We start from the raw sequence: 25457 nt of genomic DNA, 5'->3' as shown, positions 1-25457 counted from the left end.
GTGATTGGTTCCGGGCATCATGACAAGACGATCCGTTTCGCCCTATCTGGTCACGGCGCTGACCATTCTTGCAGCCGCGCTCTATCTGCTCTGGATCGGGCGCGAACCGATCTGCAAATGCGGCTATGTCAAGCTCTGGCACGGCCAGACGATGAGCGCCGAGAACTCGCAGCATATCAGCGACTGGTACACGCCCTCGCATCTGCTGCATGGGCTGATCTTTTATGCTCTCCTCTGGCTGGTGGCGCGGCGCATTCCCTGTGGCTGGCGGCTGGCCATCGCCACCCTGATCGAGGCCGCATGGGAGATCGTCGAAAACTCCGATGCGGTGATCGAGCGTTATCGCGCGGTCACCATCTCGCTGGATTATTATGGCGACAGCGTGGTGAACTCGGTCGCGGATATGATGGCGATGGTCGGCGGCTTTTTTCTGGCGCGCTGGCTGCCGGTCTGGGCCTCGGTGGCGCTGGTCATCGGGTTCGAGCTTTTGACCGCCTGGGTCATCCGCGACGGGCTGGCGCTGAATGTGCTGATGCTGCTTTATCCGCTGGATGCCGTGCGCGACTGGCAGGCGGGGCTTTAGCCCGGTCAGAATTCCAGCCAGGTCCCCAGCCGGATCGCCGCCTCGCCGGGACCCGAAATCGGCGCGACCAGGCCCAGCTCAAGCTTGGCCGGTCCCCCCAGATCGCGCACGACCGATGTCGCAAGCTTGCTGGAAAAGCCGGTATCGTCGCGATGCTCCAGCCGCAGCTGATTGATGAACATGATCCCCGCAAAGGGCTTCAGCCCCAGCGTGGCCTCGGCCTTGGCGGTGACCTCGGGCGTCAGATAGGTCAGCGCATCGCCCTCATAGACGACGTTTTCTTCCTCTTCCTCCTCGATTTCGGTCTGGCTGGCGGCGAATTTGACCCGCGTCTCGACGCTCATCCAGCCGCCGCCCATAAAGCCCTCGAAGCCGCGGCCCCAGGCGGCGCCGATCTGGCCGACCGGGTCGGTATGGCCATCCCGCGAAAAGCCGCCCAGTCCCATGGACACCACCCAGCGGTTCGGCCCGCTGCCATCGTCCAGCGCACGCTGCCACCAGATCATGGCGCTGGTTTCGCCGACATTCGTGTGGCCCAGCTCAAACCCCAGCGTGTTGCGCGCATCCATCCCGTATTCGGCGTAAAGCCCGGTATAGCTGTTCGATTCCCGGTCGCGTTCGATCGAAAGCGACAGGAACTTTGTCCCCGGCGCGCGCGGCCACGGCCCCGCCTCGGCGGCAGGTCCGGCAAGGACCAGCACCAGGACCGCCAGCAGCGGGGCCAGACGGCAGCATCCTTTGGACGGCATGACAATTCCCCCGGGGCCGGTTCCGATCGGGATCAAGCTAGCCGGAACTGGTTAGCACAAGGTTAACGTGAGCCGGCGCGGATCATCAAAAGCCCGGCCTGCGGGGGGAATATCCCTGGACCCCAAGACGGACATGACTGCGCCGGAATCCTGCAAGTTCTTGAAAAAACCGACCCCGCGCGTACCCCGTGACCGGACCAGAAACGCGGGGACATGCGCTGATGGTGATATTCGTCCGGGACGGCGCGTCCCGCAATCTTTGGGGCCGCCCGCGCATGGCCGTCATAGACCCGTTCCGATGCGGTCGCGCCCTGCCCCGCCGCGCATTTCACGGGGCGAAGCCAACGAAAAACGCCTGCCAGAAGACTCTGGCAGGCGTTCTGTTCATGTCCCGGCCCTTTGAATGCACGGGGATCATCCCCGACGCGAAACCGGATGCGGGCTGAAATCAGCCGCGCTCTTCGATGATGGTCACCAGATGCGGGATCTTGTTGACCATGCCGCGCACGGCCGGGGTATCTTCCAGCTCGCGGGTGCGGTTCATCTTGTTCAGGCCCAGGCCTTTCAGCGTCTCGCGCTGGATGGCGGGGCGGCGGATCGGCGAGCCGATCTGCTTGACGACGATGGTTTTAGCCATGTTCCCGGTTCCTTACGCTTCGGCGGCCGCTTCGGCCGGCTTGTCGTTCGAGGGCAGGATCTCGGCCACCTTCTTGCCGCGACGCTGCGCGACGGTACGGGGCGAGGCTTCCTTTTTCAGGCCGTCGAGGGTGGCGCGGATCATGTTGTAGGGGTTTTGCGACCCCTGCGACTTGGCCACGACGTCCTGAACGCCCAGCATTTCGAAAACAGCGCGCATCGGACCACCGGCGATGATCCCGGTCCCCGGAACGGCGGTCCGCATGATCACCTTGCCGGCGCCATGACGGCCTTCGATATCGTGGTGCAGGGTACGACCATCGCGCAGCGGCACGCGCACGAGATTGCGCTTCGCCTGCTCGGTCGCCTTGCGGATCGCCTCGGGCACTTCTTTCGCCTTGCCCTTGCCGAAACCTACGCGGCCCCGCTGATCGCCGACGACGACAAGCGCGGCAAAGCCAAAGCGCTTACCGCCCTTGACGGTTTTCGAGACGCGGTTGATCGCAACCAGACGATCGGCGAATTCCGGGGTTTCCTCGCGCTCTTCGCGGCGGCGGTCCCGGCGGTTTTCACGTTCTGCCATGCGGCATTCCTTCCAAACTGGCGCGATCAGCGCCGTTAAATCCAATCCTGGTGGACCGGCCCGTTGGGCCAAGGTCCCCGGATCATCGGGGCGGCGCGCCATGCATCATGGACACGCCGTCCGCAGTATCAGAACTTCAGACCGCCCTCGCGGGCCGCGTCTGCAAGTGCCTTGATCTTGCCGTGGAACAGGAAACCACCGCGGTCGAAGATCACCTCTTCGACACCGGCTTTCTTGGCCCGCTCGGCGATGGCCGAGCCGATCTTGGCCGCCGCTTCCACGTTGTTCTTGCCAACAACACCCAGGTCTTTTTCCAGCGACGAAGCCGAGGCCAGCGTGACCCCTTTGACGTCGTCGATCACCTGAACGCTGATGTTCTTGGACGAACGGTGAACGGAAAGACGCGGACGACCGTCCGAGATTTTCCGCAGTTTGTTCCGAACGCGCAGGCGGCGCTTCTGGAACAGCTCTTGCTTTTTCAGTGCCATTTCTCGCGCCCCTTACTTCTTCTTGCCTTCCTTGCGGAAGACGACCTCACCCTTGTAGCGGATGCCCTTGCCCTTATAGGGCTCGGGGCGGCGCCACTCGCGGATGTCCGCGGCGACCTGGCCGACCAGCTGCTGGTCGATGCCTTCCACCACGATTTCGGTCTGCTTCGGCGAGGTGATCGTCACGCCTTCCGGCGCTTCGAAGTTCACTTCATGCGAATAGCCCAGCGACAGCTTCAGGATCTTGCCCTGCATGTTGGCGCGGTAACCCACGCCCTGGATTTCCAGCTCTTTCTTGAAGCCTTCGCTGACGCCGACGGTCAGATTCTCGACCATCGAGCGGGTCATACCCCATTGCTGACGCGCACGTTTGGACGTGCCACGCGGGGTCACGGTCACCGTACCCTCGTCCAGCACCAGAGTCACGTCATCGGTCGCGGTGAAGCTGCGGGTGCCTTTCGGACCTTTCACTTCGATCGTCTGACCTTTGATTTCCGCGGTCACGCCCTTGGGGAGAGCGACCGGCTTTTTACCAATCCGAGACATCTCTGCCCTCCTTAGAACACGGTGCAGAGGACTTCGCCGCCAACATTGGCGTTGCGAGCCGCTGCGTCCGACATCACGCCTTTCGGCGTCGAGACGATGGAAACACCAAGACCGTTGCGGACCTGCGGGATTTCCTTGGCGCCGGCATAAACGCGACGGCCGGGTTTGGAAACGCGGGCCAGTTCACGGATGACCGGGGTGCCTTCGAAATATTTCAGGCTGATTTCCAGCTCGTCATGGCCGGCGGCCGAGGTGACGGGCTCATAGCCACGGATGTAGCCTTCGGCTTTCAGCACGTCCAGAACCCAGGCGCGAAGCTTGGAGGCCGGCGTGCGGACGGTCGATTTGCCACGCATCTGCGCGTTGCGGATGCGGGTCAGCATATCGCCGAGAGGATCGTTCATCGACATATTGCCCCCTTACCAGCTCGATTTGACCATGCCGGGGATCTGACCGAACGAGCCCAGCTCGCGCAGCATGATCCGCGACAGTTTCAGTTTACGGTAATACGCATGCGGACGGCCGGTCAGTTGGCACCGGTTGTGCAGACGCGTGGCCGAGGAATTGCGCGGCAGTTCAGCCAGTTTCAGGCTGGCCTTGAAGCGCTCTTCCATCGGGCGGGACTGGTCGTGGATGACCTCGTTCAGGGCGGCGCGCTTGGCGGCGTATTTCTGAACCAGACGCTCGCGCTTGAGCTCGCGTTCGACCATGGATTTCTTAGCCATATCTTCTTCCCTCCGCGATCAGCTGTTGAACGGCATGTTGAAATGCTTCAACAGCGCTTTCGCTTCCGCGTCGGTCGGCGCGGTGGTGCAGATGATGATATCCATCCCCAGAACTTCGTCGACCTTGTCGAAGTTGATTTCCGGGAACACGATGTGCTCTTTCAGACCCATGGCATAGTTGCCGCGGCCGTCGAAAGAGGTGCCCTTGACGCCGCGGAAGTCGCGGACGCGGGGCAGCGCGATGTTGATCAGACGATCAAGGAATTCATACATCCGGTCGCCGCGCAGGGTCACTTTCGCGCCCAGCGGCATTTCCTCGCGGACGCGGAAACCCGCGATCGAGTTCTTGGCTTTGGTGATGACAGCCTTCTGACCCGCGATCAGCGACAGCTCTTCAGCGCCTTGCTTGACCTTTTTGGTGTCTTTCACGGCTTCGCCGATGCCCATGTTCAGGACGATCTTGTCCAGCTTGGGGATCTGCATGTCGTTCTTGTAGCCGAATTCTTCCTTCAGCGCCGCACGAATCTTGTCCTTGAACAGCGTCTTGAGGCGCGGCTGATAGGTGGCTTGGTCCAGCATCAGATCAGGTCCCCCGTGGTCTTGGCGAAACGGACCTTCTTGTCGCCTTCCATGCGGAAGCCGACGCGGGTCGCTTTGCCGTTCTTGTCCATCAGCGAGAGGTTCGACAGGTCGATCGGCATGGCTTTCGCCACGCGGCCGCCCTGCGCGGTCTGGGTCTGGCGCTGGTGACGGATGGCGATGTTGACGCCGTCAACGACCGCTTTGTTCTCTTTCGGGAACACGGCGGTGATTTCGCCCTGCTTGCCTTTGTCCTTGCCGGCCAGCACGACGACCTTGTCGCCCTTTTTGAGCTTCGCAGCCATCACAGCACCTCCGGCGCAAGCGAGATGATCTTCATGAAGTTCTTGGCGCGCAGCTCACGAACCACCGGCCCGAAGATCCGCGTACCGACCGGTTCGCCCTGGTTGTTCAGGATGACGGCGGCGTTGCGGTCAAAACGGATCGAGGTGCCGTCTTCACGCTTCACTTCTTTGGCGGTGCGCACGACGACGGCCTTGCGGACGTCACCTTTCTTCACGCGGCCGCGCGGGATGGCTTCCTTGACGGAGACGACGATAATGTCGCCCACCGACGCATAGCGACGGTGCGAACCACCCAGGACCTTGATGCACTGCACCCGGCGAGCGCCGGAGTTGTCAGCGACATCCAGATTGGTCTGCATCTGGATCATAGGGTTACTCCCGACCTTTGGGGACCGACAGAACCGGCCCCAGGGTTTCGATTAAGTCTGGATCAGACCGACGCGTCGGTCAGAACGGTCCAGCGCTTGGTTTTCGAGATCGGCGCGCATTCGATGATGCGCACGGTGTCACCGACCTTGAACTGGTTATCCGCGTCATGGGCGCGGTATTTCTTGGACGACCGCACGGTCTTGTGCAGCAGCGGATGCTTGAAGCGACGCTCGACCAGAACGGTGACGGTCTGTTCGTTCTTGTCGCTGACGACCTTGCCTTGCAGGATGCGTTTGGGCATGGACCTGGCTCCTTAGTTCGACGCCGCGGCAGCTGCCGCTTTCTGGTTCAGAATGGTTTTCACACGGGCAACGTCACGACGGACGGCGCGCATGCGGGCGGTCGATTCGAGCTGGCCGGTAGCCTGCTGGAAGCGCAGGTTGAACGCTTCCTTTTTCAGCGCCAGCAGCTGTTCTTTCAGCTGATCGGGCGTCTTGTCTTTCAGTTCCTGCGCTTTCATGCGCCTGTTCCTTTCAACATCACCGGAGAGCCCCTGCATCGCAGGGCCACCCTGATTCCGGTGGAGTTTCGTGATGAAGCCGTGCCTATAGGCGCATTTCCCGGCAAAGACAAGGCATTTCTCGCCCCGCGCCAAAGGTCGGCAATGACTTGCACAGGATCACATACCCGTTATCATCGAATTTCCTAATCAACATTTCCGAGTGCGAACATGGATCCAGTTACTTTGGCCGTCGGCGGCATTCTAGCCGCGGTTCTGGGAATTGCAGCTTTCGACAATAACGACGATGACGACAACGGTTCGGACAGCACCGATACAGGTACCGACACCGGTACCGACACAGGCACCGATCCCGACGTCGAAAACTCCGAGGGTCTGACCCTCGACCTCGAGACCGGTACTGTCACGGGCACCGAGGGCGATGACATGATCACCCCGACCCTGCTCGGGGATAGTGCCGACGACTATTATTCCGTGCATGCGGGTGCGGGCGATGACACTGTCGTCGCGGATCCCGGCTTTGAAGCTTATGGCGAGGACGGCGACGACGTTCTTACCGTGACAGACGCATATGGCGGGGTCACCGACGGTGGAGCGGGCGATGACGTCTTGAACGTCACGCCCATTTCGTCGGTCGTCCTGGGTGGCGAAGGCAACGACACCATCAACTACGACGACACCCACCGCGGCTGGGAAGAAGGTAACCGCATCGATGCCGGCAACGGAGACGATGTCATCAACGCCCATATGGAGGTCGGCATAAGCGCGTCGGGCGCTCCTGTCAGCACCGGGGACGGCGCGGATGAGGTGAACCTGACGATCGCTGCGGATAATGTCGAGATCGACACCGAAAGCGGCAACGGATACGTGTTTGATGGCGATCAAGAGATCCTGCTCGTCTCGGATTTCGATGCACAGAACGACATCCTGACCATCGACCCGACAACGCATAATGGCGAAACGGCCACGCTGAACGGCCAGGCCGCCCAACTCACCTATACCGGCTACGAGGTCACAGAAGACGATAACGGGACCACCGTCATCCTCAGCTATGACGCCGTCTCCGCCAGCGAAACCCAGGAAATGACGCTCAATGTCCGCCTGTCCGGTGCGACCGGCGTTCCGGCCGACGCGATCCGGGTCATCACCGGCTGATTTCGGCAATAAAGCAAAATCCGAACCCCGGGCGCAGGTCGTCCGGGGTTTTTTCATGCGTCCCGCGCCGCATCACGGGTCAATGGATCACAGATCAACGGAAATGCCCCGCCAGCGGAACTGGCGGGGCATCGAAATTTTGGGCTCGGGGATGGTCCCCGGCCTGTCTTACCAGTCTTCGCGCGCGACGATGCGGGTCAGAACCGGCAGCTTCTGCGCACCAAGGCGCAGGGCCTCGCGGGCAATGGTGTCGTTCACGCCGTCGATCTCGAACATGATCCGGCCGGGATGGACCCGGGCCGCCCAGTAATCGACCGAACCTTTACCTTTACCCATCCGCACTTCGGTCGGTTTCGAGGAAACCGGCACGTCCGGGAAAATCCGGATCCAGACCCGGCCCTGACGCTTCATGTGGCGGGTGATCGCGCGGCGGGCCGCTTCGATCTGGCGGGCGGTGACGCGCTCGGGCTCGGTGGCCTTCAGGGCGTAGGAACCAAAGTTCAGGTTGAACCCGCCCTTGGCTTCGCCGTGAATGCGGCCCTTGTGCTGTTTGCGGAACTTCGTCCGTTTCGGTTGCAGCATCTCTTCTTCTCCTTAGCGCGCGTCGCGGTCACGACGCGGACCACGCGGCGACGGACCATCCTGCGCCTCGGTGGCGCGGCGGTCGCGGGCCTGCGGGTCATGCTCCATGATCTCGCCTTTGAAGATCCAGACCTTCACACCGATGATCCCGTAGGGGGTCGTGGCTTCCGACAGCGCATAGTCGATGTCGGCGCGCAGGGTGTGCAGCGGCACACGGCCTTCGCGATACCATTCGGTGCGGGCGATTTCGGCGCCGCCGAGACGGCCGCCGACATTCACACGGATACCAAGGGCGCCCATGCGCATGGCGTTCTGCACCGCGCGCTTCATGGCGCGACGGAACGAGACGCGGCGCTCAAGCTGCTGGGCGATCGACTCGGCCACCAGCTGGGCGTCCAGCTCGGGCTTGCGGACTTCAACGATGTTGAGGTGCAGTTCCGAATCGGTGAAATTCGCCAGCTTCTTGCGCAGGGTTTCGATATCGGCGCCTTTTTTGCCGATGATGACACCCGGGCGCGCGGCATAGATCGTGACGCGGCACTTTTTGTGCGGACGCTCGATGATGACGCGGCTGACGCCGGCCTGCTTGGCTTCTTTGTGGATGAAGTCACGGATTTTCAGGTCTTCCAGCAACAGGTTGCCGTAGTCCTTGTCATCCGCATACCAGCGGCTGTCCCAGGTACGGTTGACCTGAAGACGCATCCCGATGGGGTTAACTTTCTGACCCATTACGCGCGCTCCTCGACCTGACGCACCTTGATGGTGATTTCCGAAAACGGCTTCATGATCTTGCCGTAACGACCACGGGCGCGCGGGCGACCCCGCTTCATGACCAGGTTCTTGCCGACCCAGGCCTCGGCGACGACAAGATTGTCGACATCGAGGTTATGGTTGTTCTCGGCATTGGCGATGGCCGACTGAAGACATTTCTTCACGTCGCCGGCGATGCGCTTATGCGAGAAGGTCAGATCGGCCAGAGCCTTGTCCACCTTCTTGCCGCGGATCAGCGCCGCGACCAGGTTCAGCTTCTGCGGCGAAGTGCGAAGCATCTTGGTCTTCGCGAACGCCTCGTTATCCGCCACGCGGCGCGGATTCTGTTCCTTACCCATGGCTTACTTCCTTTTCGCTTTCTTGTCGGCGGCGTGACCGTAATAGGTCCGCGTCGGCGAATATTCACCGAACTTCTGGCCGATCATCTCTTCGGTCACGTTGACCGGGATGTGCTTGTGACCGTTATAGACGCCGAAGGTCAGGCCGACGAATTGCGGCAGAATGGTCGAACGACGCGACCAGATCTTGATGACATCCGACTTGCCGGATTCGCGGGCTTTCTCGGCTTTGCGAAGCACATAGGCGTCGACAAAGGGGCCCTTCCAAACTGAACGTGCCATGGATTAACGCCCCTTCTTCGCGTGACGCGACCGCAGGATATACTTGTCGGTCGTCTTGTTGCTGCGGGTCCGCTTACCCTTGGTGTCCTTACCCCACGGGGTCACCGGCGTACGGCCACCCGAGGTCCGGCCCTCACCACCACCATGCGGGTGGTCGATCGGGTTCATGGCCACACCGCGGACGCTCGGGCGGATGCCCTTGTGGCGGTTGCGGCCGGCTTTGCCGAGGTTCTGGTTCGAATGGTCCGAATTCGACACGGCGCCGATGGTGGCCATGCATTCCTGACGCACCAGACGCAGCTCGCCCGAAGACAGGCGGATCTGCGCATAGCCGCCGTCGCGACCGACAAACTGGGCATAGGTGCCGGCCGAACGCGCGATCTGGCCGCCCTTGCCGGGCTTCAGCTCGACGTTGTGGACGATGGTACCGATCGGCATGCCGCTAAAGGGCATGGCGTTGCCGGGCTTCACGTCGACCTTGGCGCCGGCGATGACGGCATCGCCAACGGCCAGACGCTGCGGGGCCAGGATATAGGCCAGCTCGCCGTCTTCGTATTTGATCAGCGCGATAAAGGCGGTGCGGTTGGGATCGTATTCGATCCGCTCGACCGTCGCCGGAACATCGAACTTGGTGCGTTTGAAGTCGACGATGCGATAAAGACGCTTCGCCCCGCCGCCCTTGCGGCGCATCGTGATCCGTCCGGTGTTGTTCCGGCCGCCGTTCTTGGTCAGACCCTCAGTGAGGGATTTGACCGGGCGCCCTTTCCAAAGCTCCGAACGGTCGATCAGAACCAGCCCACGCTGGCCAGGCGTCGTCGGTTTATACGACTTGAGTGCCATGCTTTCTGTCTTCCGTTGCTTTGGACCGTGAGTGGTCCGTTTCAATCAAAAGGTAACGGCCCCGCTGGCGGGGCCGTCGATTCGCGGTGTCTTATCAGAGACCGGTCGCGACGTCGATGCTGTTGCCAGCTTCCAGCGTCACATAGGCCTTTTTCACGTCCGAACGGACGCCGGGGCGGCCGCGGAAACGCTTGGTCTTGCCTTTGGTGATCGTGGTGTTGACCGCTTTCACCTTGACGTTGAAAAGCGCCTCGACCGCCTCTTTGATGGCGGGCTTGTTCGCGTCCTTGGTCACCTGAAAGACATAGGCGTTGGCGTCGGACACCAGCGTCGCTTTCTCGGTGATCAGCGGCTTGACGATCACGTCGTAATGTTCGGGCTTCGTGGTCATTTCAGACGAGCCTCCAGAGCTTCGACCCCGGCGCGGGTGAGCACCAGCGTGTCACGGCGCAGGATGTCATAGACGTTGGCACCCATCGAGGGCAGCACGTCCACCCCTTCCAGGTTGCGGGCGGCGCGGGCGAAGTTTTCGTTCACTTCGGCACCGTCGATGACCAGAACGCGCTTCCAGCCGTTTTCCTTGACCGCCTTGGCGACGACCGAGGTCTTGCCTTCGGCGATGTTCAGGCTGTCCACGATGACCAGCTCGCCCGCAGCGACTTTCGCCGACAGAGCATGCTTGAGGCCAAGCGCCCGGACTTTCTTGGGCAGGTCAAAGGCGTGGCTGCGCGGGGTCGGACCCTTGTAGACACCACCGTGACGGAAGATCGGAGCCTTGCGGGAACCGTGGCGGGCGCCGCCGGTGCCTTTCTGGCGATAGATCTTCTTGGTCGAGTAGCTGACATCCGACTTGCCCAGCACCGAATGGGTGCCGGCCTGTGCCTTGGCGCGCTGCCAGCGGACAACGCGGTGCAGCAGATCGGCGCGCGGCTCAAGCCCGAAGATGTCATCGCTCAGGTCGATATCACCGGCTTTGCCGGAATCGAGGGTGATCACACCGAGTTTCATTTGCTTTCTCCTTCGGGCGCGGCATCGCCTTCGGCGGCACTGTCAGCAGCGATCGAAGCTTCGGCCTCGGCCAGAGCGGCGGCCTGCGCAGCGGCTTCGGCTTCAGCGGCGGCCTTGCGGGCGGCTTCTTCCTCGGCGGCGGCGGCAGCGGCGGCTTCTTCGGCCAGACGCGCGGCTTCCTTGGCTTTCGAACGGGTCGCGGCGGGGAAGATCGTGGTTTCAGCCAGCGGCTTCTTCACGGCGTCCTTGATGGTGACCCAGCCACCTTTCGAGCCCGGAACCGAACCCTTGACCATGATCAGGCCACGGTCGGCATCGGTGCGCACGACTTGCAGGTTCTGCGTGGTGACGCGAACGGCACCCAGATGACCCGCCATTTTCTTGCCCTTGAACACCTTGCCGGGGTCCTGGCACTGGCCGGTCGAACCGTGCGAACGGTGGCTGATCGACACGCCGTGCGAGGCGCGCAGACCACCGAAGTTGTGGCGCTTCATCGCACCGGCAAAGCCTTTACCGATCGAGGTGCCGGCGATGTCGACATACTGACCCGCGAAGTAGTGGTCGGCGATGATTTCCTCGCCCACTTCGACCAGGTTTTCGGCGGCAACGCGGAATTCCGCGATCTTGCGCTTGGGGGCCACGTTCGCTTTCGCGAAATGGCCGCGCATGGCGCCGGTCACGCGCTTGGCTTTCGCCTCGCCCGCGCCGAGCTGCAGCGCGACATAGCCGTCGGTTTCGACGGTGCGCTGAGCGATGACCTGCACGTTATCGACGTGCAGAACGGTCACGGGCACCTGACGCCCGTCTTCCAGAAACAGCCGGGTCATGCCCAGCTTCTTGGCGATTACACCAGTCCGCAGCATGGGGGCCTCCTTACACCTTGATTTCGACGTCAACGCCGGCGGCGAGGTCGAGCTTCATCAGGGCGTCAACGGTCTGGGGGGTCGGATCGACGATGTCCAGCAGACGCTTGTGCGTGCGGATTTCCCACTGGTCGCGGGATTTCTTGTCGATATGCGGACCGCGCAGAACGGTGAATTTCTCGATCTTGTTGGGCAGCGGGATCGGACCACGAACCTGGGCGCCGGTGCGCTTGGCGGTGTTCACGATTTCCTGCGTGCTTGCATCCAGAACGCGATAATCAAACGCTTTCAGGCGGATGCGGATGTTTTGACCTTGCATCAGTCATCCCTCTCACGGGGAGTTTCAGTTGAGAGGCTGACGACACACCACGCATCGCCAGCGTCGAACCGCAAAAACAGTGCAGGCCGCCCGCTTACGGGCGACCCGGCACAATGCAACCGATTCTTGTGATATTCGCGATACCGGCTGCGACGCGGCAGGCTTTGCCCGATCCGCGCCCCCAAGTCAAGGGCCGTTTCGCGGCCCCTGCCCGGTCCCGCCAGACCAGCCTAGCGGCCCAGCTGATCGTATTCCAGCATCATATAGCGCGCGGGGCGGTTCTTCTTTTCATTCCCCTCATCGCTCATCAAAAGCAGGCGCGGCTCGCCCCCGATGACGATCGAGTCGATCGATTCCACATTGTTGAGATTGATGATATCGGGCAGCGCCACCGGCTCGGGCGGGGCCGCCGCATCGCCCGACCAGGACCAGAGCTGCGAATAGCGGTTGCCCTCATAGCCCTCGATTTCGTTGACGATCAGAAAGCTTTGCAGAACCGGATCGTGGCTCAGCGCGCGGATGCCGCCGCCTTGCAGATCCAAAAGCACGGGCGTTCCGAACCGGGGCGCGGCATCGCGTTCGAACATGTCCTCGGGATTGGTGATGGTGACGATCAGCGAACGCCCCGCCACCATCGGCTCGCGCAGCCCCAAAAGCAGGTGCCCGGCCTCTTTGTGATACGACAGGCCCTCGATATTGAGCTTGTCGAACTCGACCTCTTCGCTGGCCATGTCGCGGATCCGCGTCTTGAGCGTTTCGTCGGCCTCAAGCTCGTCGCGCAGCGTGGTATGGGCGACGATATCGCCGACCTGATTGCCGGAAATGCGGAACCGCAGCAGCTGTTCGCGATCCGGCTTTCTCTCGCCGTCATTGGTGCGCGAATGCGAGGTGATGGTGTAAAGATGGCCTTCGTCATCGACCGACAGCCCCTCAAGATCGCTCAGCTTGCGGCCAAAGGCGCGGGTGATCTTGACGTCATTGGCGGCGTTCTCGACCAGACTGCCATCGGGGGATATCTCCATCACGCTCATGGCGCGGGCGGCCTCGTCCTCGACCACAAGGATGCGGCCATCGGTCAGCTGCTGCACGGCCGAGGGTTCATAGGTATCGGTGAACTCGGCGATGCCGACATTGCGCAGCCGCGTCACCGGCTCGCCCGACAGGCCCGGGAACAGACCGATCACCGATTTGACGCTGAAAAACGTCAGGACCGAGGCCAGCAGGCCCCAGCGAAAGATCGTATAGGACAGGTCGAGCATGCGGAATTTCCGCTCGGCCATCAGCCCCAGCCAGTAAAGCTGATCGCTCATCTGGTGATAGATTTCCTGGCGGTCGCGCAAGAGGATCTGCATGCGCTGCCAATGCTCGTCCCGGCTCAGCGTCACCCGCTGTTCATAGATCAACAGGTTGGGCGCGCCGTCCTGTGGCGGGGCGGCATTGCGGCGCAGATAGTCGCGCAGATCCGCGAGCCGCGCCTCTTTACGCCAGACCGCCAGCGCCCAGTCCCGCAGCGCCGTGAACAGGCCCGCCCGCTCCGGCGAGGCCGCCAGCAGCGCAAAAAAGATCGAGGCCGCCGCCGTCAGCAGAAACACCCCCGCCGGCAACAGAAAGGCCGCCGTCGACGAAAAGATGAACGCCCCCGAAATCATCAGGGCCGAGATGATCAGCCCGTTCAGCGAGATCATGATATTGGCCTTGGTGGCGGCCAGCGCGATGATCTCAAGCTCGGCGCGGATGGCATTGCGAAACAGCGTCTCGATCGCCTTCGAGGATCCGGGCGGTTTCTCCTTGCCGGTCTTGCCCTCGGACGCGGCATCGGGTGTGGCGGCGTCGTCCCCTGGTGGCATGGCGGCGGGCTCGGTCGCTTCCGGCATTTGGGCCGCATCATCCGGGACATGGCTCGCCACCGGTTCCGCCGCCGGGATCGAAACCTGCCCAAGCTCGATATCGGGGGCGGTTGCGGCACCGGGATCCGGGGCGGAACCGGCGGGGGCCCGGGCATCGCCCGCTGCCGGATCGATGATGGTCTCTTCGGCGTCGGCGGATGGAGGGGGCACCAAATCCTGTGGGGGGACAGGCTCCGGTGCCTCGGCTTGCCGAAGATCCTCCGACCCGGCTGATTTGTTCTTTTTCTTCTTGCTCATGGTCGTGCTCCCTTTGGCATCATGACGGGATTACGACATTTCGGTGACTTTATTCCCGCAGATCCCGAATAGTTGCGAACTATTGCCGAATAGCCCCCCCTTTTTCTGCGGAAAAAGGCCGCCCTTTTGGGGCGGCCTTTCCATCACGATATCGCTTGCGCGATCACTCGATGATTGTCTGCGGGTCATCCCCTTCGCGGGCATGACGCGAGGATCTTCGACAGGCCTCAGCAGGCGCGTCTTGCGATCATCCCGTCATCCCCGGTCGGGAATTACGCCAGGATCTTCGACACGACACCCGCGCCGACCGTGCGGCCGCCTTCGCGGATCGCGAAGCGCAGCTTTTCTTCCATCGCGATCGGCGCGATCAGCTCGACCTCGAACTTCAGGTTGTCGCCCGGCATCACCATCTCGGTCCCGGCAGGAAGGTTCACCGTCCCGGTCACGTCCGTCGTGCGGAAATAGAACTGCGGACGATAGTTCGCGAAGAACGGCGTGTGACGGCCGCCTTCTTCCTTGGTCAGGATATAGGCCTCGGCTTCGAACTTCGTGTGCGGCTTCACCGAACCCGGCTTGCACAGAACCTGACCGCGCTCGACGCCGTCACGATCCACACCGCGCAGCAGCGCGCCGATATTGTCGCCAGCCTCACCGCGATCCAGCAGCTTGCGGAACATTTCCACGCCCGTGCAGGTCGTTTTCTTGGTGTCGCGGATGCCCACGATTTCCAGTTCGTCGCCGACGTTCACCGCGCCACGCTCGACACGGCCGGTCACAACCGTACCACGACCCGAGATCGAGAACACGTCTTCGATCGGCATCAGGAAGGGCTGGTCGATCGCACGCTCGGGCGTCGGGATGTATTCGTCGACCGCCGCGATCAGCGCGCGGATCGAGTTCTCGCCGATCTCGGGGTCACGCCCTTCCATCGCCGCCAGAGCCGAGCCCTTGATGATCGGAATATCGTCGCCGGGATAGTCGTAGCTGGACAGCAGCTCGCGCACTTCCATCTCGACCAGTTCCAGCAGCTCTTCGTCGTCAACCTGGTCGACCTTGTTCAGGTAAACGACCATGTAGGGGATCCCCACCTGACGGCCCAGAAGAATGTGCTCGCGCGTCTGCGGCATCGGGCCGTCAGCCGCGTTCACCACCAGGATCGCGCCGTCCATCTGCGCAGCACCCGTGATCATGTTCTTCACATAGTCCGCGTGCCCGGGGCAGTCCACATGCGCATAGTGACGCGCATCCGATTCGTATTCCACATGCGCGGTCGAAATCGTGATCCCGCGAGCCTTTTCCTCCGGCGCGCCGTCAATCTGGTCATACGCACGGAATTCGCCGAAATACTTCGTGATCGCAGCCGTCAGCGTCGTCTTGCCGTGGTCAACGTGACCAATCGTACCAATGTTGACGTGCGGTTTCGTACGTTCAAACTTTGCCTTTGCCATAAGCAGGGCTCCTTGGATTCTGATGTTCTGAATGGAGAGGCGGGGTCACCCCCGCCATCCCGATTAGGCGTATTTCTTCTGGATCTCGTCCGAGATGTTCTGCGGCACGGCCTCGTAATGGTCGAACTGCATCGTGAACACCGCGCGGCCCGAGGACATCGAGCGCAGGTTGTTGATGTAGCCGAACATATTGGCCAGCGGCACCATCGCGTCGATGACGTTGGCGTTGCCGCGGCTGTCCTGACCACGGACCATGCCACGACGGCTGGTCAGGTCGCCGATGATCGAACCGGTATATTCTTCCGGCGTCACGACTTCGACCTTCATGATCGGTTCCAGCAGCTTGGCGCCGGCCTTTTTCAGACCTTCACGCATACCGGCACGGGCAGCGATCTCGAAGGCGAGAACCGACGAGTCGACGTCGTGGAACGCACCGTCGATCAGCGCGACCTTGAAGTCGATCACCGGGAAGCCAGCCAGCGGGCCCGAATCCATGACCGACTTGATGCCTTTTTCGACGCCCGGAATGTATTCCTTGGGCACCGCACCACCGACGATCTTCGACTCGAACGAATAACCTTCGCCCGGCTCGGTCGGAGTGATGACCAGCTTGATACGCGCGAACTGGCCGGTACCACCGGTCTGTTTCTTGTGCGTATAGTCGATCTCGGCCTCGTTCGAGATGGTCTCGCGATAAGCCACCTGCGGGGCGCCGATATTCGCCTCGACCTTGAACTCGCGCTTCATGCGGTCGACCAGGATGTCGAGGTGAAGTTCGCCCATGCCCTTCATGATGGTCTGGCCCGATTCGATATCGGTTTCGACACGGAAGGACGGGTCTTCGGCAGCCAGGCGCTGAAGGGCGAGGCCCATCTTTTCCTGGTCGGCTTTCGATTTCGGCTCGACGGCGATCTCGATCACCGGCTCGGGGAAGGTCATGGTTTCCAGAACCACCGGTTTGGCCGGGTCGCACAGCGTGTCACCCGTGGTGGTTTCCTTCAGACCCGCCAGCGCGATGATGTCGCCGGCGAAAGCTTCCTCGATTTCCTCGCGGTTGATGGCGTGCATGATCATCATGCGGCCAACGCGCTCGCGCTTGCCTTTGGTCGAGTTCATCATCTGGTCGCCCTTTTTCAGAGCGCCCGAATAGATGCGGGTAAAGGTCAGCGAGCCGACGAAGGGGTCGTTCATGATCTTGAAGGCCAGCGCCGAGAACGGGTCGCTGTCCGAGGCATGACGCTCGATGTTGCGGGTTTCGGTCTCGTCACCGGGGGCGAAGCCGACATAGGCCGGAACGTCCGTCGGAGCGGGCAGGAAATCCACGACAGCGTTCAGCAGCGGCTGCACGCCCTTGTTCTTGAACGCCGAGCCGGCCATGACCGGGAAGAACGACAGCGACAGCGTGCCCTTGCGGATCAGCCGGCGCAGCGTCGCCTCGTCGGGCTCGTTGCCCTCAAGATAGGCTTCCATGGCGTCGTCGTCTTGCTCGACGGCCAGTTCGATCATCTTGCCGCGCCATTCTTCGGCGACGTCCTGAAGCTCGGCCCGGATCGGCTGACGAACCCAGCTTGCGCCGAGGTCTTCACCCTTCCACACCCATTCTTCCATCTTGATCAGGTCGACGATGCCTTCCAGCGTGTCCTCGGCGCCGATCGGCAGGGCGATCGGGCAGGGGATGCCGCCGGTGCGGTCCTTGATCATGTGGACGCACTTGAAGAAGTCGGCGCCGATCTTGTCCATCTTGTTGACGAACACGATGCGCGGAACCTTGTAGCGGTCAGCCTGACGCCACACGGTTTCGGTCTGCGGCTCGACACCGGCGTTGCCGTCCAGAAGGCAGATCGCGCCGTCCAGAACCGCCAGCGAGCGTTCGACTTCGATGGTGAAGTCGACGTGGCCGGGGGTGTCGATGATGTTGAAGCGGCAGCGCTCGGCCTGATCCGGGGTGAATTCCGGGTCTTCGTGCTTCTGCCAGAAGGTCGAGGTCGCAGCGGAGGAAATGGTGATCCCGCGCTCGGCTTCCTGTTCCATGAAGTCCATGGTCGAGGCGCCGTCATGCGTCTCGCCCATTTTGTGGTTCTTGCCGGTATAGAACAGGATGCGCTCGGTCGTGGTGGTCTTGCCGGCATCGATGTGGGCCATGATGCCGAAGTTCCGATAGCGCTCCAGCGGATATTCGCGTGCCATAAAGGGCCTTCCTTCCGGTTACCAGCGGTAGTGGCTGAACGCCTTGTTGGCGTCGGCCATCTTGTGGGTATCTTCGCGCTTCTTCACGGCGGTGCCGCGACCGTTGACGGCATCGGCAAGCTCGCCGGCAAGGCGCTCTTCCATCGTGTGCTCGTTGCGGTTTTTCGCGGCGGTGATCAGCCAGCGGATGGCCAGAGCCTCGCGGCGGGTCGGGCGAACCTCGACCGGGACCTGGTAGGTGGCACCACCGACGCGGCGCGAACGCACCTCGACCGAGGGTTTCACGTTGTCGAGGGCTTCGTGGAACACCTCGATGGGCTCGCGCTTGAGCTTGCCCTGAACGCGGTCGAGGGCGCTGTAGACGATGCGCTCGGCAACCGATTTCTTGCCATCAACCATCAGGTTGTTCATGAACTTGGTCAGCACGCGATCGCCAAATTTGGCGTCGGGCAGAACTTCGCGCTTTTCAGCGGCGTGACGACGAGACATGTGCTGATCTCCTTACTTCGGACGCTTCGCGCCGTATTTCGAACGACGCTGACGACGGTCTTTGACGCCTTGGGTATCCAGCACACCGCGCAGGATGTGATAACGGACACCCGGAAGGTCTTTTACCCGGCCGCCACGGATCAGCACGACGCTGTGTTCCTGGAGGTTGTGCTTTTCGCCCGGAATGTAGGAGATGACCTCGAAGCCATTCGTCAGGCGCACCTTGGCGACCTTACGCATAGCGGAGTTCGGTTTTTTCGGCGTCGTGGTATAGACGCGCGTGCAGACACCACGCTTTTGCGGGCATCCTTGAAGGTGCTGCGACTTCGAGCGCTGCACTTTGGGCTGCCGCGGTTTGCGGATCAGCTGTTGGATCGTCGGCATTCGGTTCCCCGTCTTGCTTTCGTCAATACTCGCAGCGATGTGCTGCGCCACTTCTCGACAGCGTCCCACGCGAATCGTGAGACGCCACGGCCCACCCTGCCCCGAAAAGGGGAAGGACGGGTAAAATTACCAGAGGATCAAGGCGATAGCGGCCCGGATCAGACCAATGAGGTTCTGGATCCCAAGCGGTTACCCGCTGGGTGAGGGGCGTATATGGCGATTTCCGGGGTGAGTCAACAGCCCTGCCCTTTGCCCGCCCGGCCCCGCATGGCGCGCCGCGCCCGTCCCCGCCCGCCGGGTCAGGTGCCCCAGCGCGCGCGCGCCGCACCGGGAAGGCCAAAGCCCCGCGCCCCGCGATCCAGCGCCGCAAGGTCGATGCGGAACCGCTTGGCCAGAAGCTTTTCCCAGTTCTCGCCCTCGGCCGGCCAGCGATAGCCGGCGCCGATCGCCCCCGAGTCATTGTCGTGATGCAGGAAACGGGCGAACATCACCGGCCCGGTCATCATCACGTTGGGCATCGACAGCCCCACCTTCCAATGCTGGAAATGCACCGCCGTGCGCTGCAATTCCGGCGGCAGATAGATCGGCTGGGCGATGCCGGTATTATAGACGATCCACGGCTCGACCGTGACCCCCTGCCCCGTGCCCTTCAGGATCACCCCCCGCGAATAGTCACAGCAAAGCCGCCCCCGATTGCGCCAGAGCCGCCGCATCAGCGCGAAATCCTTGCGCGCCTGCTTGATGAAATCAAAGGCAACGGCGTCGTCGTCATCCTGTCGGAAATGCCCGATCACCTCGGCTTTCGCATCCATATGCGGCGCCACGGCGGCCATGCAGGCGGCGGTGTGTTCCTCCATCGGCGGGATCAGTTCCAGCTTGATCTGCGCCACATCGCGCGCAAGATCATGCAGCTTGCCCAGATAGGGTTCGGGCAGGTCGGGACCGGTCATGATCACCAGCGTGAAATCGGGATCGCTTTGCGCCAGATAGGCCGGCAGCGTGACGTTCTCGAACCAGAACCAGCGCCGCGCCAGACGGTCCGGGTGATAAAGAAAGGCCCGGCGCGCGTCGATGCTGTCATGGCCCACCTGATAGCCGCCGCCGCCCAGATATGAGAAACGACACAGTCCCAGCATCTGCACACGCATGACAAATCACCCTTTCACACTCTGTTCGCGCAGGATCGTGTAAAGCCCCGCGCCCACGACCAGCACCGAGCCCAGCCATGTCCACAGATCGGGCCATTCGCCGAATATGACAAGCCCCAGCACGATCGCCCAGACCAGCGAGGTATAGCGAAGCGGCGCGATCAGGGAAATCTCGCCCACGCGCATGGTCGCCACCGCCGTGATATAGCCCGCAGTCAGAAACCCCGCCGACAGCAATAGCAGGCCCGCCTCGCGCTGGTCGGGCATGCGCCATTCCTCGCCCACGCCCAGGATGAACCCGGTCAGCGTGATCGTCGCCGCCGCATAAAAGGCGATGGTCGAGGACCCGATCCCGGCCGAAAAGGTGCGCGTCACGATATCGCGCAGCACGATCAACAGCATCGATGCCAGCGCGACCACCGACCAGATGTCGAACGCGCCGCTTCCCGGCCGCAGGATCATGACCACGCCGACAAAGCCCACGCCGATTGCCGAAAGCCGCCGCCAGCCCAGCCTTTCGTGAAAGAACAGCCCCGCCGCCAGCGTCACCCCCAGTGGCAGCGCCTGCAGGATCGCCGAAAGATCCGCCAGCGCCATCTCGCGCAGCGCCAGAAGATAAAGCACCGTCGAGGCGATATCGGCCACGGTGCGCACCACCAGCGGCAAAAGATCCTCACGCGGCACCGAAAGCCGGACGCCCCCCTGCTGAATCCGCGCCACGACCAGCATCAGCACCAGCACCGAAAGCCCGCGCAGCGCCACCGATTCATAAAGCGGCAGCGTCTGCGTCACCGCCTTCATCACCGCGTCGTTGCAGGTAAAGGTCGCCATGCTGATCAGCATCAGCGCCGCACCGCGCAGATTGTCCGACATCGCCTGATCCCGCACCGGAGGCTCTGATTTCGGACGCAGGCGGCGGCTTGTGGACAAGAACGGGGTGCGCATGGTCGCTCCGGTTGCGATTTCGCAAGCGTTAGGCAAGGCCGCGGGGAAACGCCAGTCCCATCTTCGGGGGGCCGATACCGGCTCAAATGCCATGTCCCGAAAGCCGCATCTCCCGCCCGGATCGGGGCCCCGAAATGAAAAGGCCCGGCGCGATGGCCGGGCCTTTTCCATTCTGTCATCGGGCCTTGGCCCGAGGCGTCCGGGGACGATCAGTCCTCGCTGCCGGGTTCGACGACCACGGCCTCGGGCGTCACCGCGACCTCGATCGGGGCGGCCAGCACGGCGGCGGCCTCGGCCTCGGCGCGGCGGGCCTCGATCACCTCATTGTCGCGATCCGAGGCGATGCGGCGCACGCGGGCGGTGGCGCCACCGGTCCCGGCCGGGATCAGCCGGCCGACGATGACGTTCTCCTTGAGGCCGACCAGCTTGTCGCGCTTGCCCTGAACGGCGGCCTCGGTCAGCACGCGGGTGGTTTCCTGGAACGAGGCGGCCGAGATGAAGCTGCGGGTTTGCAGGCTGGCCTTGGTGATGCCCAGCAGCACCGGCTCGCCCGAGGCCGGACGGCCCCCCTTGGCTTCGATCTTGGCGTTCTCTTCCTCGAACTCGTCGCGGTCGACATGCTCGCCCTTCAGCAGCGTGGTATCGCCGCTGTCGAGGATCTCGATCTTTTGCAGCATCTGGCGAACGATCACCTCGATGTGCTTGTCGTTGATCTTAACGCCCTGCAAGCGATAGACGTCCTGCACCTCGTCGATGAGATAGTCGGCCAGAGCCTCGATCCCCATGATGCGCAGGATGTCATGCGGCGCCGGGTTGCCGTCCATGATATAGTCACCCTTCTGCACGAAGTCGCCTTCCTGCACCGGGATGTGCTTGCCTTTCGGCACCATGTATTCGACCGGCTCAAGCCCGTCCTCGCTGGGTTCGATGGCGATGCGGCGCTTGTTCTTGTAGTCCTTGCCAAAGCGCACATAGCCGTCGATTTCGGCGATGATGGCGTGATCCTTGGGACGACGGGCCTCGAACAGTTCCGCCACGCGGGGCAGACCCCCGGTGATGTCCTTGGTCTTGGCGCCTTCGCGCGGGATACGCGCCACGACGTCACCGGCCAGGATCTCCTGCCCGTCCTCGACCGACAAAATCGCGTCGACCGACATCGGATAGGTGACCGGGTTGCCTTGTTCGTTGCGCACCGGCTCGCCATCGGCATCGACGATGATGATCTCGGGCTTGAGCTCGTTGCCTTTCGGGGCCGAGCGCCAGTCCGTCACGATCTTCTGCGTCATGCCGGTCGCGTCGTCGGTCTCATCGCGGACCGAAAGCCCGGTGATCAGGTCGACATATTTCGCGACACCCGCCTTTTCGGCGATGATCGGCAGGGTATAGGGATCCCATTCGAACATCTTCTGGCCGCGCGTCACCGCGTCGCCATCGCGCACGAACAGCTTCGAGCCGTAGAACAGCTTGTGGCTGGCCAGCGTCTCGCCCTGCGCGTTCTTGATGTGCAGCTGCATGTTGCGCGCCATCACGATCAGCTCGCCGCTGGCGTTTTCCAGCGTGCTTTCGTTCTGGAACTCAACCACGCCTTCCTGCGCGGCGGCGATAAAGGACTGCTGACCGCCCTGCGCGATGCCGCCGATGTGGAAGGTCCGCATCGTCAGCTGCGTGCCGGGTTCGCCGATCGACTGCGCGGCGATGATGCCGACAGCCTCGCCGATATTGACCAGCGTGCCACGGGCCAGATCGCGGCCATAGCACAGCGCACAGACGCCATCCTCGGATTCGCAGGTCAGGGCCGAGCGGATGCGCACGGTCTGAACGCCCGCCGCCTCGATCTCGTCGGCCTTGCGCTCGTCGATCAGCTCGTTTTTGCGGACGATCACCACATCCTCGCCCGGAACCAGCACGTCCTCGGCCGCGGTCCGGCCCAGCACACGCTCGGACAGCGGGCTGACCACCTCGCCGTCATTGACGGCGGCCGAGGCGGTGATGGCGTTGTCGGTGCCGCAGTCATGCTCACGGATGATGCAATCCTGCGCCACGTCCACCAGACGGCGGGTCAGGTAACCCGAGTTCGCGGTCTTCAACGCGGTATCCGACAGACCCTTACGGGCGCCGTGGGTCGAGTTGAAGTATTCAAGAACGGTCAGACCTTCCTTGAAGTTCGAGATGATCGGCGTCTCGATGATCTCGCCGTTCGGCTTGGCCATCAGGCCACGCATGCCGCCCAGCTGTTTCATCTGGCTGACCGAACCCCGTGCGCCCGAATGCGCCATCATATAGACCGAGTTCGGTTCCAGTTCGGCGCCATTGGCGTCCTTCTTGGTGGCCGAGATGGTCTTCATCATGGCATCGGTGACGCGGTCGTTACATTTCGACCAGGCATCGACGACCTTGTTGTATTTTTCGCCCTGGGTGATCAGACCGTCCAGATATTGCTGTTCGAACTGTTTCACCTGGTCCTGGGTTTCCTCGACCAGATCCCATTTCGTGGGCGGCACGACCATGTCGTCCTTGCCGAACGAGATCCCGGCGCGGAACGCCTCGCGGAAGCCAAGGCCCATGATCTTGTCCGAGAAGATCACCGCCTCTTTCTGGCCGCAATAGCGATAGACCGTGTCGATGACGTTCTGGATGTCCTTTTTGCGCAGCAGGCGGTTGACCAGCTCGAAGGGCGCTTTCGCGTTCTTCGGCAAAAGGGCGCCCAGACGGATCCGGCCCGGGGTGGTCTCATAACGCTTGATCACCTCGTTGCCGTTCTCGTCGATCTGGGGCAGGCGCGCGGTGATCTTGGCATGCAGATGCACCTCGCCCGAGGCAAGTGCGTGCTCGATCTCTTCGAGATTGGCAAAGGCCATGCCCTCGCCCTTCATACCTTCGCGTTCCATGGTCGTGTAATACAGACCCAGAACCATATCCTGCGACGGCACGATGATCGGTGCGCCGTTGGCGGGCGACAGCACGTTGTTCGTCGACATCATCAGCACGCGCGCTTCCAGCTGGGCCTCAAGGCTCAGCGGGACGTGAACGGCCATCTGGTCGCCGTCGAAGTCGGCGTTGAAGGCCGAACAGACCAGCGGATGCAGCTGGATCGCCTTGCCCTCGATCAGGATCGGCTCAAACGCCTGAATGCCCAGACGGTGCAGCGTCGGCGCCCGGTTCAACAGAACCGGATGCTCGCGGATCACCTCGTCCAGGATATCCCAGACCTCGGGACGCTCTTTCTCGACCAGCTTTTTCGCCTGCTTGACGGTCGAGGAAAGCCCCTTCGCCTCAAGCCGCGAATAGATGAAGGGCTTGAACAGCTCCAGGGCCATCTTCTTGGGCAGACCGCATTGATGCAGTTTCAGCTCGGGGCCGGTCACGATGACCGAACGGCCCGAGAAGTCGACGCGTTTGCCCAGAAGGTTCTGGCGGAAACGGCCCTGCTTGCCTTTCAGCATGTCCGACAGCGATTTCAGCGGGCGCTTGTTGTTGCCCGTGATCACGCGACCGCGACGGCCGTTGTCGAACAGCGCGTCGACCGATTCCTGCAACATCCGCTTTTCGTTGCGCACGATGATGTCGGGCGCGCGCAGCTCGATCAGCCGCTTGAGACGGTTGTTGCGGTTGATAACCCGGCGATAGAGATCGTTCAGGTCCGAGGTCGCGAAGCGGCCGCCATCCAGCGGAACCAGCGGACGCAGTTCCGGCGGGATGACCGGGATCACGGTCAGCACCATCCATTCGGGACGGTTGCCCGATTCCAGGAAGCTTTCGACGATTTTCAGCCGCTTGATGATCTTTTTCGGCTTCAGCTCACCGGTCGCCTCTTTCAGCTCTTCGCGCAGCTGTTCGGCGGTGGCGGCCAGGTCGATATTGGCCAGCATTTCGCGGATCGCCTCGGCGCCGATATTGGCGCTGAAAGCGTCGGCGCCATACTGGTCCTGCGCGTCCATGAACTCTTCTTCGGTCAGAAGCTGGCCATAGGTCAGGTCGGTCAGACCCGGCTCGATGACCACATAGTTTTCAAAGTAGAGGATGCGTTCCAGATCGCGCAGCGTCATGTCCAGCATCAGACCGATGCGCGAGGGCAGCGACTTCAGAAACCAGATATGGGCGACGGGCGCCGCCAGCTCGATATGGCCCATGCGCTCGCGGCGGACCTTTTGCAGGGTCACTTCCACGCCGCATTTCTCGCAGACGAGGCCGCGATATTTCATGCGCTTGTATTTGCCGCACAGGCATTCGTAATCCTTGATCGGGCCAAAGATACGCGCGCAGAACAGACCGTCACGCTCGGGCTTGAACGTGCGGTAGTTGATGGTTTCGGGCTTCTTCACCTCGCCATAGGACCAGGCCAGAATTTCTTCGGGCGAGGCCAGCGAGATCTTGATTTCGTCGAACTGCCGCGGCTGGGCCAGCGGGTTCAGCGGATTGGTGGCAAGTTCCTGGTTCATTTTCAATTCCTAATGAAGGGCACGGGATGGAT

Annotated in this window: 31 protein-coding genes; 2 read left to right on the top strand and 29 right to left on the bottom strand. The window is 62.2% G+C overall.

The annotated features are described in order from the left end of the window. Window positions 1-19: 19 nt before the first annotated feature. Window positions 20-583: a DUF2585 domain-containing protein gene (locus ACFOMH_RS10245; RefSeq protein ID WP_377744302.1), complete on the top strand. Its 564-nt coding sequence runs from the start codon at window positions 20-22 to the stop codon at window positions 581-583. Between the two features lie 5 nt (window positions 584-588). Here ACFOMH_RS10245 and ACFOMH_RS10240 read toward each other — a convergent pair whose 3' ends face one another. The 12 genes from ACFOMH_RS10240 to rpmC form a co-directional block, all read right to left on the bottom strand. Then, window positions 589-1332: a hypothetical protein gene (locus ACFOMH_RS10240; RefSeq protein ID WP_377744300.1), complete on the bottom strand. Its 744-nt coding sequence runs from the start codon at window positions 1330-1332 to the stop codon at window positions 589-591. A 448-nt stretch (window positions 1333-1780) separates the two neighbouring features. Further along, a complete protein-coding gene (gene rpmD / locus ACFOMH_RS10235) occupies window positions 1781-1969 on the bottom strand; it encodes a 50S ribosomal protein L30 (RefSeq protein WP_312527384.1) in 189 nt (62 codons plus the stop codon). 12 nt (window positions 1970-1981) lie between these two features. After that, the gene (gene rpsE, locus ACFOMH_RS10230) at window positions 1982-2551 is read right to left on the bottom strand and encodes a 30S ribosomal protein S5 (RefSeq protein WP_374423844.1); all 570 of its coding nucleotides are present in this window, start codon (window positions 2549-2551) and stop codon (window positions 1982-1984) included. Window positions 2552-2679: 128 nt separating this feature from the next. Further along, window positions 2680-3039, bottom strand: coding sequence for a 50S ribosomal protein L18 (rplR, locus tag ACFOMH_RS10225; protein ID WP_374423843.1), 360 nt, complete (start codon window positions 3037-3039; stop codon window positions 2680-2682). Window positions 3040-3051: 12 nt separating this feature from the next. Then, entirely contained in the window at window positions 3052-3585 is a 534-nt protein-coding gene (gene rplF, locus ACFOMH_RS10220) for a 50S ribosomal protein L6 (protein WP_377744297.1), read from the bottom strand. An 11-nt stretch (window positions 3586-3596) separates the two neighbouring features. After that, window positions 3597-3995, bottom strand: coding sequence for a 30S ribosomal protein S8 (rpsH, locus tag ACFOMH_RS10215; protein ID WP_374423839.1), 399 nt, complete (start codon window positions 3993-3995; stop codon window positions 3597-3599). Between the two features lie 9 nt (window positions 3996-4004). Continuing rightward, window positions 4005-4310: a 30S ribosomal protein S14 gene (gene rpsN, locus ACFOMH_RS10210; protein WP_374423838.1), complete on the bottom strand. Its 306-nt coding sequence runs from the start codon at window positions 4308-4310 to the stop codon at window positions 4005-4007. Window positions 4311-4328: 18 nt separating this feature from the next. Then, complete coding sequence (gene rplE, locus ACFOMH_RS10205; RefSeq protein ID WP_374423836.1) at window positions 4329-4889, bottom strand: 50S ribosomal protein L5; 561 nt, start codon at window positions 4887-4889, stop codon at window positions 4329-4331. Further along, window positions 4889-5194: a 50S ribosomal protein L24 gene (gene rplX / locus ACFOMH_RS10200; protein WP_374423834.1), complete on the bottom strand. Its 306-nt coding sequence runs from the start codon at window positions 5192-5194 to the stop codon at window positions 4889-4891. Before rplX ends, rplE begins: the two co-directional genes overlap by 1 nt. Further along, window positions 5194-5562, bottom strand: coding sequence for a 50S ribosomal protein L14 (gene rplN, locus ACFOMH_RS10195; RefSeq protein ID WP_010400243.1), 369 nt, complete (start codon window positions 5560-5562; stop codon window positions 5194-5196). Before rplN ends, rplX begins: the two co-directional genes overlap by 1 nt. Before the next feature lie 62 nt (window positions 5563-5624). Continuing rightward, window positions 5625-5864 carry a 30S ribosomal protein S17 gene (gene rpsQ / locus ACFOMH_RS10190; protein WP_374423832.1) on the bottom strand — a complete coding sequence of 80 codons (240 nt, stop codon included), beginning with the start codon at window positions 5862-5864 and terminating at the stop codon, window positions 5625-5627. Between the two features lie 12 nt (window positions 5865-5876). Beyond that, the gene (rpmC, locus tag ACFOMH_RS10185) at window positions 5877-6083 is read right to left on the bottom strand and encodes a 50S ribosomal protein L29 (RefSeq protein WP_058097362.1); all 207 of its coding nucleotides are present in this window, start codon (window positions 6081-6083) and stop codon (window positions 5877-5879) included. 210 nt (window positions 6084-6293) lie between these two features. On the opposite strand from rpmC, the gene ACFOMH_RS10180 reads away from it, so the two are divergent. Then, the gene (locus ACFOMH_RS10180) at window positions 6294-7238 is read left to right on the top strand and encodes a hypothetical protein (RefSeq protein ID WP_377744293.1); all 945 of its coding nucleotides are present in this window, start codon (window positions 6294-6296) and stop codon (window positions 7236-7238) included. A 168-nt stretch (window positions 7239-7406) separates the two neighbouring features. Here ACFOMH_RS10180 and rplP read toward each other — a convergent pair whose 3' ends face one another. The 17 genes from rplP to rpoC all read right to left on the bottom strand — a co-directional run bounded on the left by rplP (window position 7407) and on the right by rpoC (window position 25425). Continuing rightward, window positions 7407-7820, bottom strand: a complete 414-nt coding sequence (rplP, locus tag ACFOMH_RS10175) for a 50S ribosomal protein L16 (RefSeq protein ID WP_374423827.1) — start codon at window positions 7818-7820, stop codon at window positions 7407-7409. 12 nt (window positions 7821-7832) lie between these two features. Then, complete coding sequence (rpsC, locus tag ACFOMH_RS10170; RefSeq protein ID WP_374423825.1) at window positions 7833-8549, bottom strand: 30S ribosomal protein S3; 717 nt, start codon at window positions 8547-8549, stop codon at window positions 7833-7835. Then, window positions 8549-8929: a 50S ribosomal protein L22 gene (rplV, locus tag ACFOMH_RS10165; RefSeq protein WP_374423823.1), complete on the bottom strand. Its 381-nt coding sequence runs from the start codon at window positions 8927-8929 to the stop codon at window positions 8549-8551. Before rplV ends, rpsC begins: the two co-directional genes overlap by 1 nt. A gap of 3 nt (window positions 8930-8932) precedes the next feature. Next, window positions 8933-9211: a 30S ribosomal protein S19 gene (rpsS, locus tag ACFOMH_RS10160; RefSeq protein ID WP_374423820.1), complete on the bottom strand. Its 279-nt coding sequence runs from the start codon at window positions 9209-9211 to the stop codon at window positions 8933-8935. A 3-nt stretch (window positions 9212-9214) separates the two neighbouring features. After that, a complete protein-coding gene (rplB, locus tag ACFOMH_RS10155; RefSeq protein WP_374423818.1) occupies window positions 9215-10051 on the bottom strand; it encodes a 50S ribosomal protein L2 in 837 nt (278 codons plus the stop codon). Between the two features lie 94 nt (window positions 10052-10145). Further along, on the bottom strand, window positions 10146-10442 hold the full coding sequence (locus ACFOMH_RS10150; RefSeq protein ID WP_374423816.1) for a 50S ribosomal protein L23: 297 nt from the start codon (window positions 10440-10442) through the stop codon (window positions 10146-10148). Further along, complete coding sequence (gene rplD / locus ACFOMH_RS10145) at window positions 10439-11059, bottom strand: 50S ribosomal protein L4 (protein WP_374423814.1); 621 nt, start codon at window positions 11057-11059, stop codon at window positions 10439-10441. Before rplD ends, ACFOMH_RS10150 begins: the two co-directional genes overlap by 4 nt. Next, a complete protein-coding gene (gene rplC, locus ACFOMH_RS10140; protein ID WP_374423812.1) occupies window positions 11056-11922 on the bottom strand; it encodes a 50S ribosomal protein L3 in 867 nt (288 codons plus the stop codon). The genes rplD and rplC overlap by 4 nt, the downstream gene beginning before the upstream one ends. A gap of 10 nt (window positions 11923-11932) precedes the next feature. Beyond that, entirely contained in the window at window positions 11933-12241 is a 309-nt protein-coding gene (rpsJ, locus tag ACFOMH_RS10135) for a 30S ribosomal protein S10 (protein ID WP_071469578.1), read from the bottom strand. Window positions 12242-12471: 230 nt separating this feature from the next. Then, window positions 12472-14298: a DUF3616 domain-containing protein gene (locus ACFOMH_RS10130; protein ID WP_377744290.1), complete on the bottom strand. Its 1827-nt coding sequence runs from the start codon at window positions 14296-14298 to the stop codon at window positions 12472-12474. 359 nt (window positions 14299-14657) lie between these two features. Beyond that, window positions 14658-15833, bottom strand: a complete 1176-nt coding sequence (gene tuf / locus ACFOMH_RS10125) for an elongation factor Tu (RefSeq protein WP_377744287.1) — start codon at window positions 15831-15833, stop codon at window positions 14658-14660. 63 nt (window positions 15834-15896) lie between these two features. Next, window positions 15897-18020, bottom strand: coding sequence for an elongation factor G (gene fusA / locus ACFOMH_RS10120; protein WP_377744286.1), 2124 nt, complete (start codon window positions 18018-18020; stop codon window positions 15897-15899). A gap of 18 nt (window positions 18021-18038) precedes the next feature. Next, on the bottom strand, window positions 18039-18509 hold the full coding sequence (gene rpsG / locus ACFOMH_RS10115; RefSeq protein WP_114347820.1) for a 30S ribosomal protein S7: 471 nt from the start codon (window positions 18507-18509) through the stop codon (window positions 18039-18041). 12 nt (window positions 18510-18521) lie between these two features. Then, window positions 18522-18893: a 30S ribosomal protein S12 gene (rpsL, locus tag ACFOMH_RS10110; RefSeq protein ID WP_022705687.1), complete on the bottom strand. Its 372-nt coding sequence runs from the start codon at window positions 18891-18893 to the stop codon at window positions 18522-18524. A 299-nt stretch (window positions 18894-19192) separates the two neighbouring features. After that, window positions 19193-20041, bottom strand: coding sequence for a glycosyltransferase (locus tag ACFOMH_RS10105; RefSeq protein ID WP_377744284.1), 849 nt, complete (start codon window positions 20039-20041; stop codon window positions 19193-19195). Window positions 20042-20047: 6 nt separating this feature from the next. Beyond that, window positions 20048-20986 carry a DMT family transporter gene (locus ACFOMH_RS10100; protein ID WP_377744282.1) on the bottom strand — a complete coding sequence of 313 codons (939 nt, stop codon included), beginning with the start codon at window positions 20984-20986 and terminating at the stop codon, window positions 20048-20050. Between the two features lie 209 nt (window positions 20987-21195). Then, window positions 21196-25425, bottom strand: coding sequence for a DNA-directed RNA polymerase subunit beta' (rpoC, locus tag ACFOMH_RS10095; protein WP_374427970.1), 4230 nt, complete (start codon window positions 25423-25425; stop codon window positions 21196-21198). Between the last annotated feature and the right edge of the window lie 32 nt (window positions 25426-25457).

Source organism: Paracoccus mangrovi (genome assembly GCF_042648425.1).
GTDB lineage: Bacteria > Pseudomonadota > Alphaproteobacteria > Rhodobacterales > Rhodobacteraceae > Paracoccus > Paracoccus mangrovi.
The sequence above is the reverse complement of the archived record's forward strand: the minus strand, read 5'-3'. Positions and strand labels throughout refer to the sequence as shown.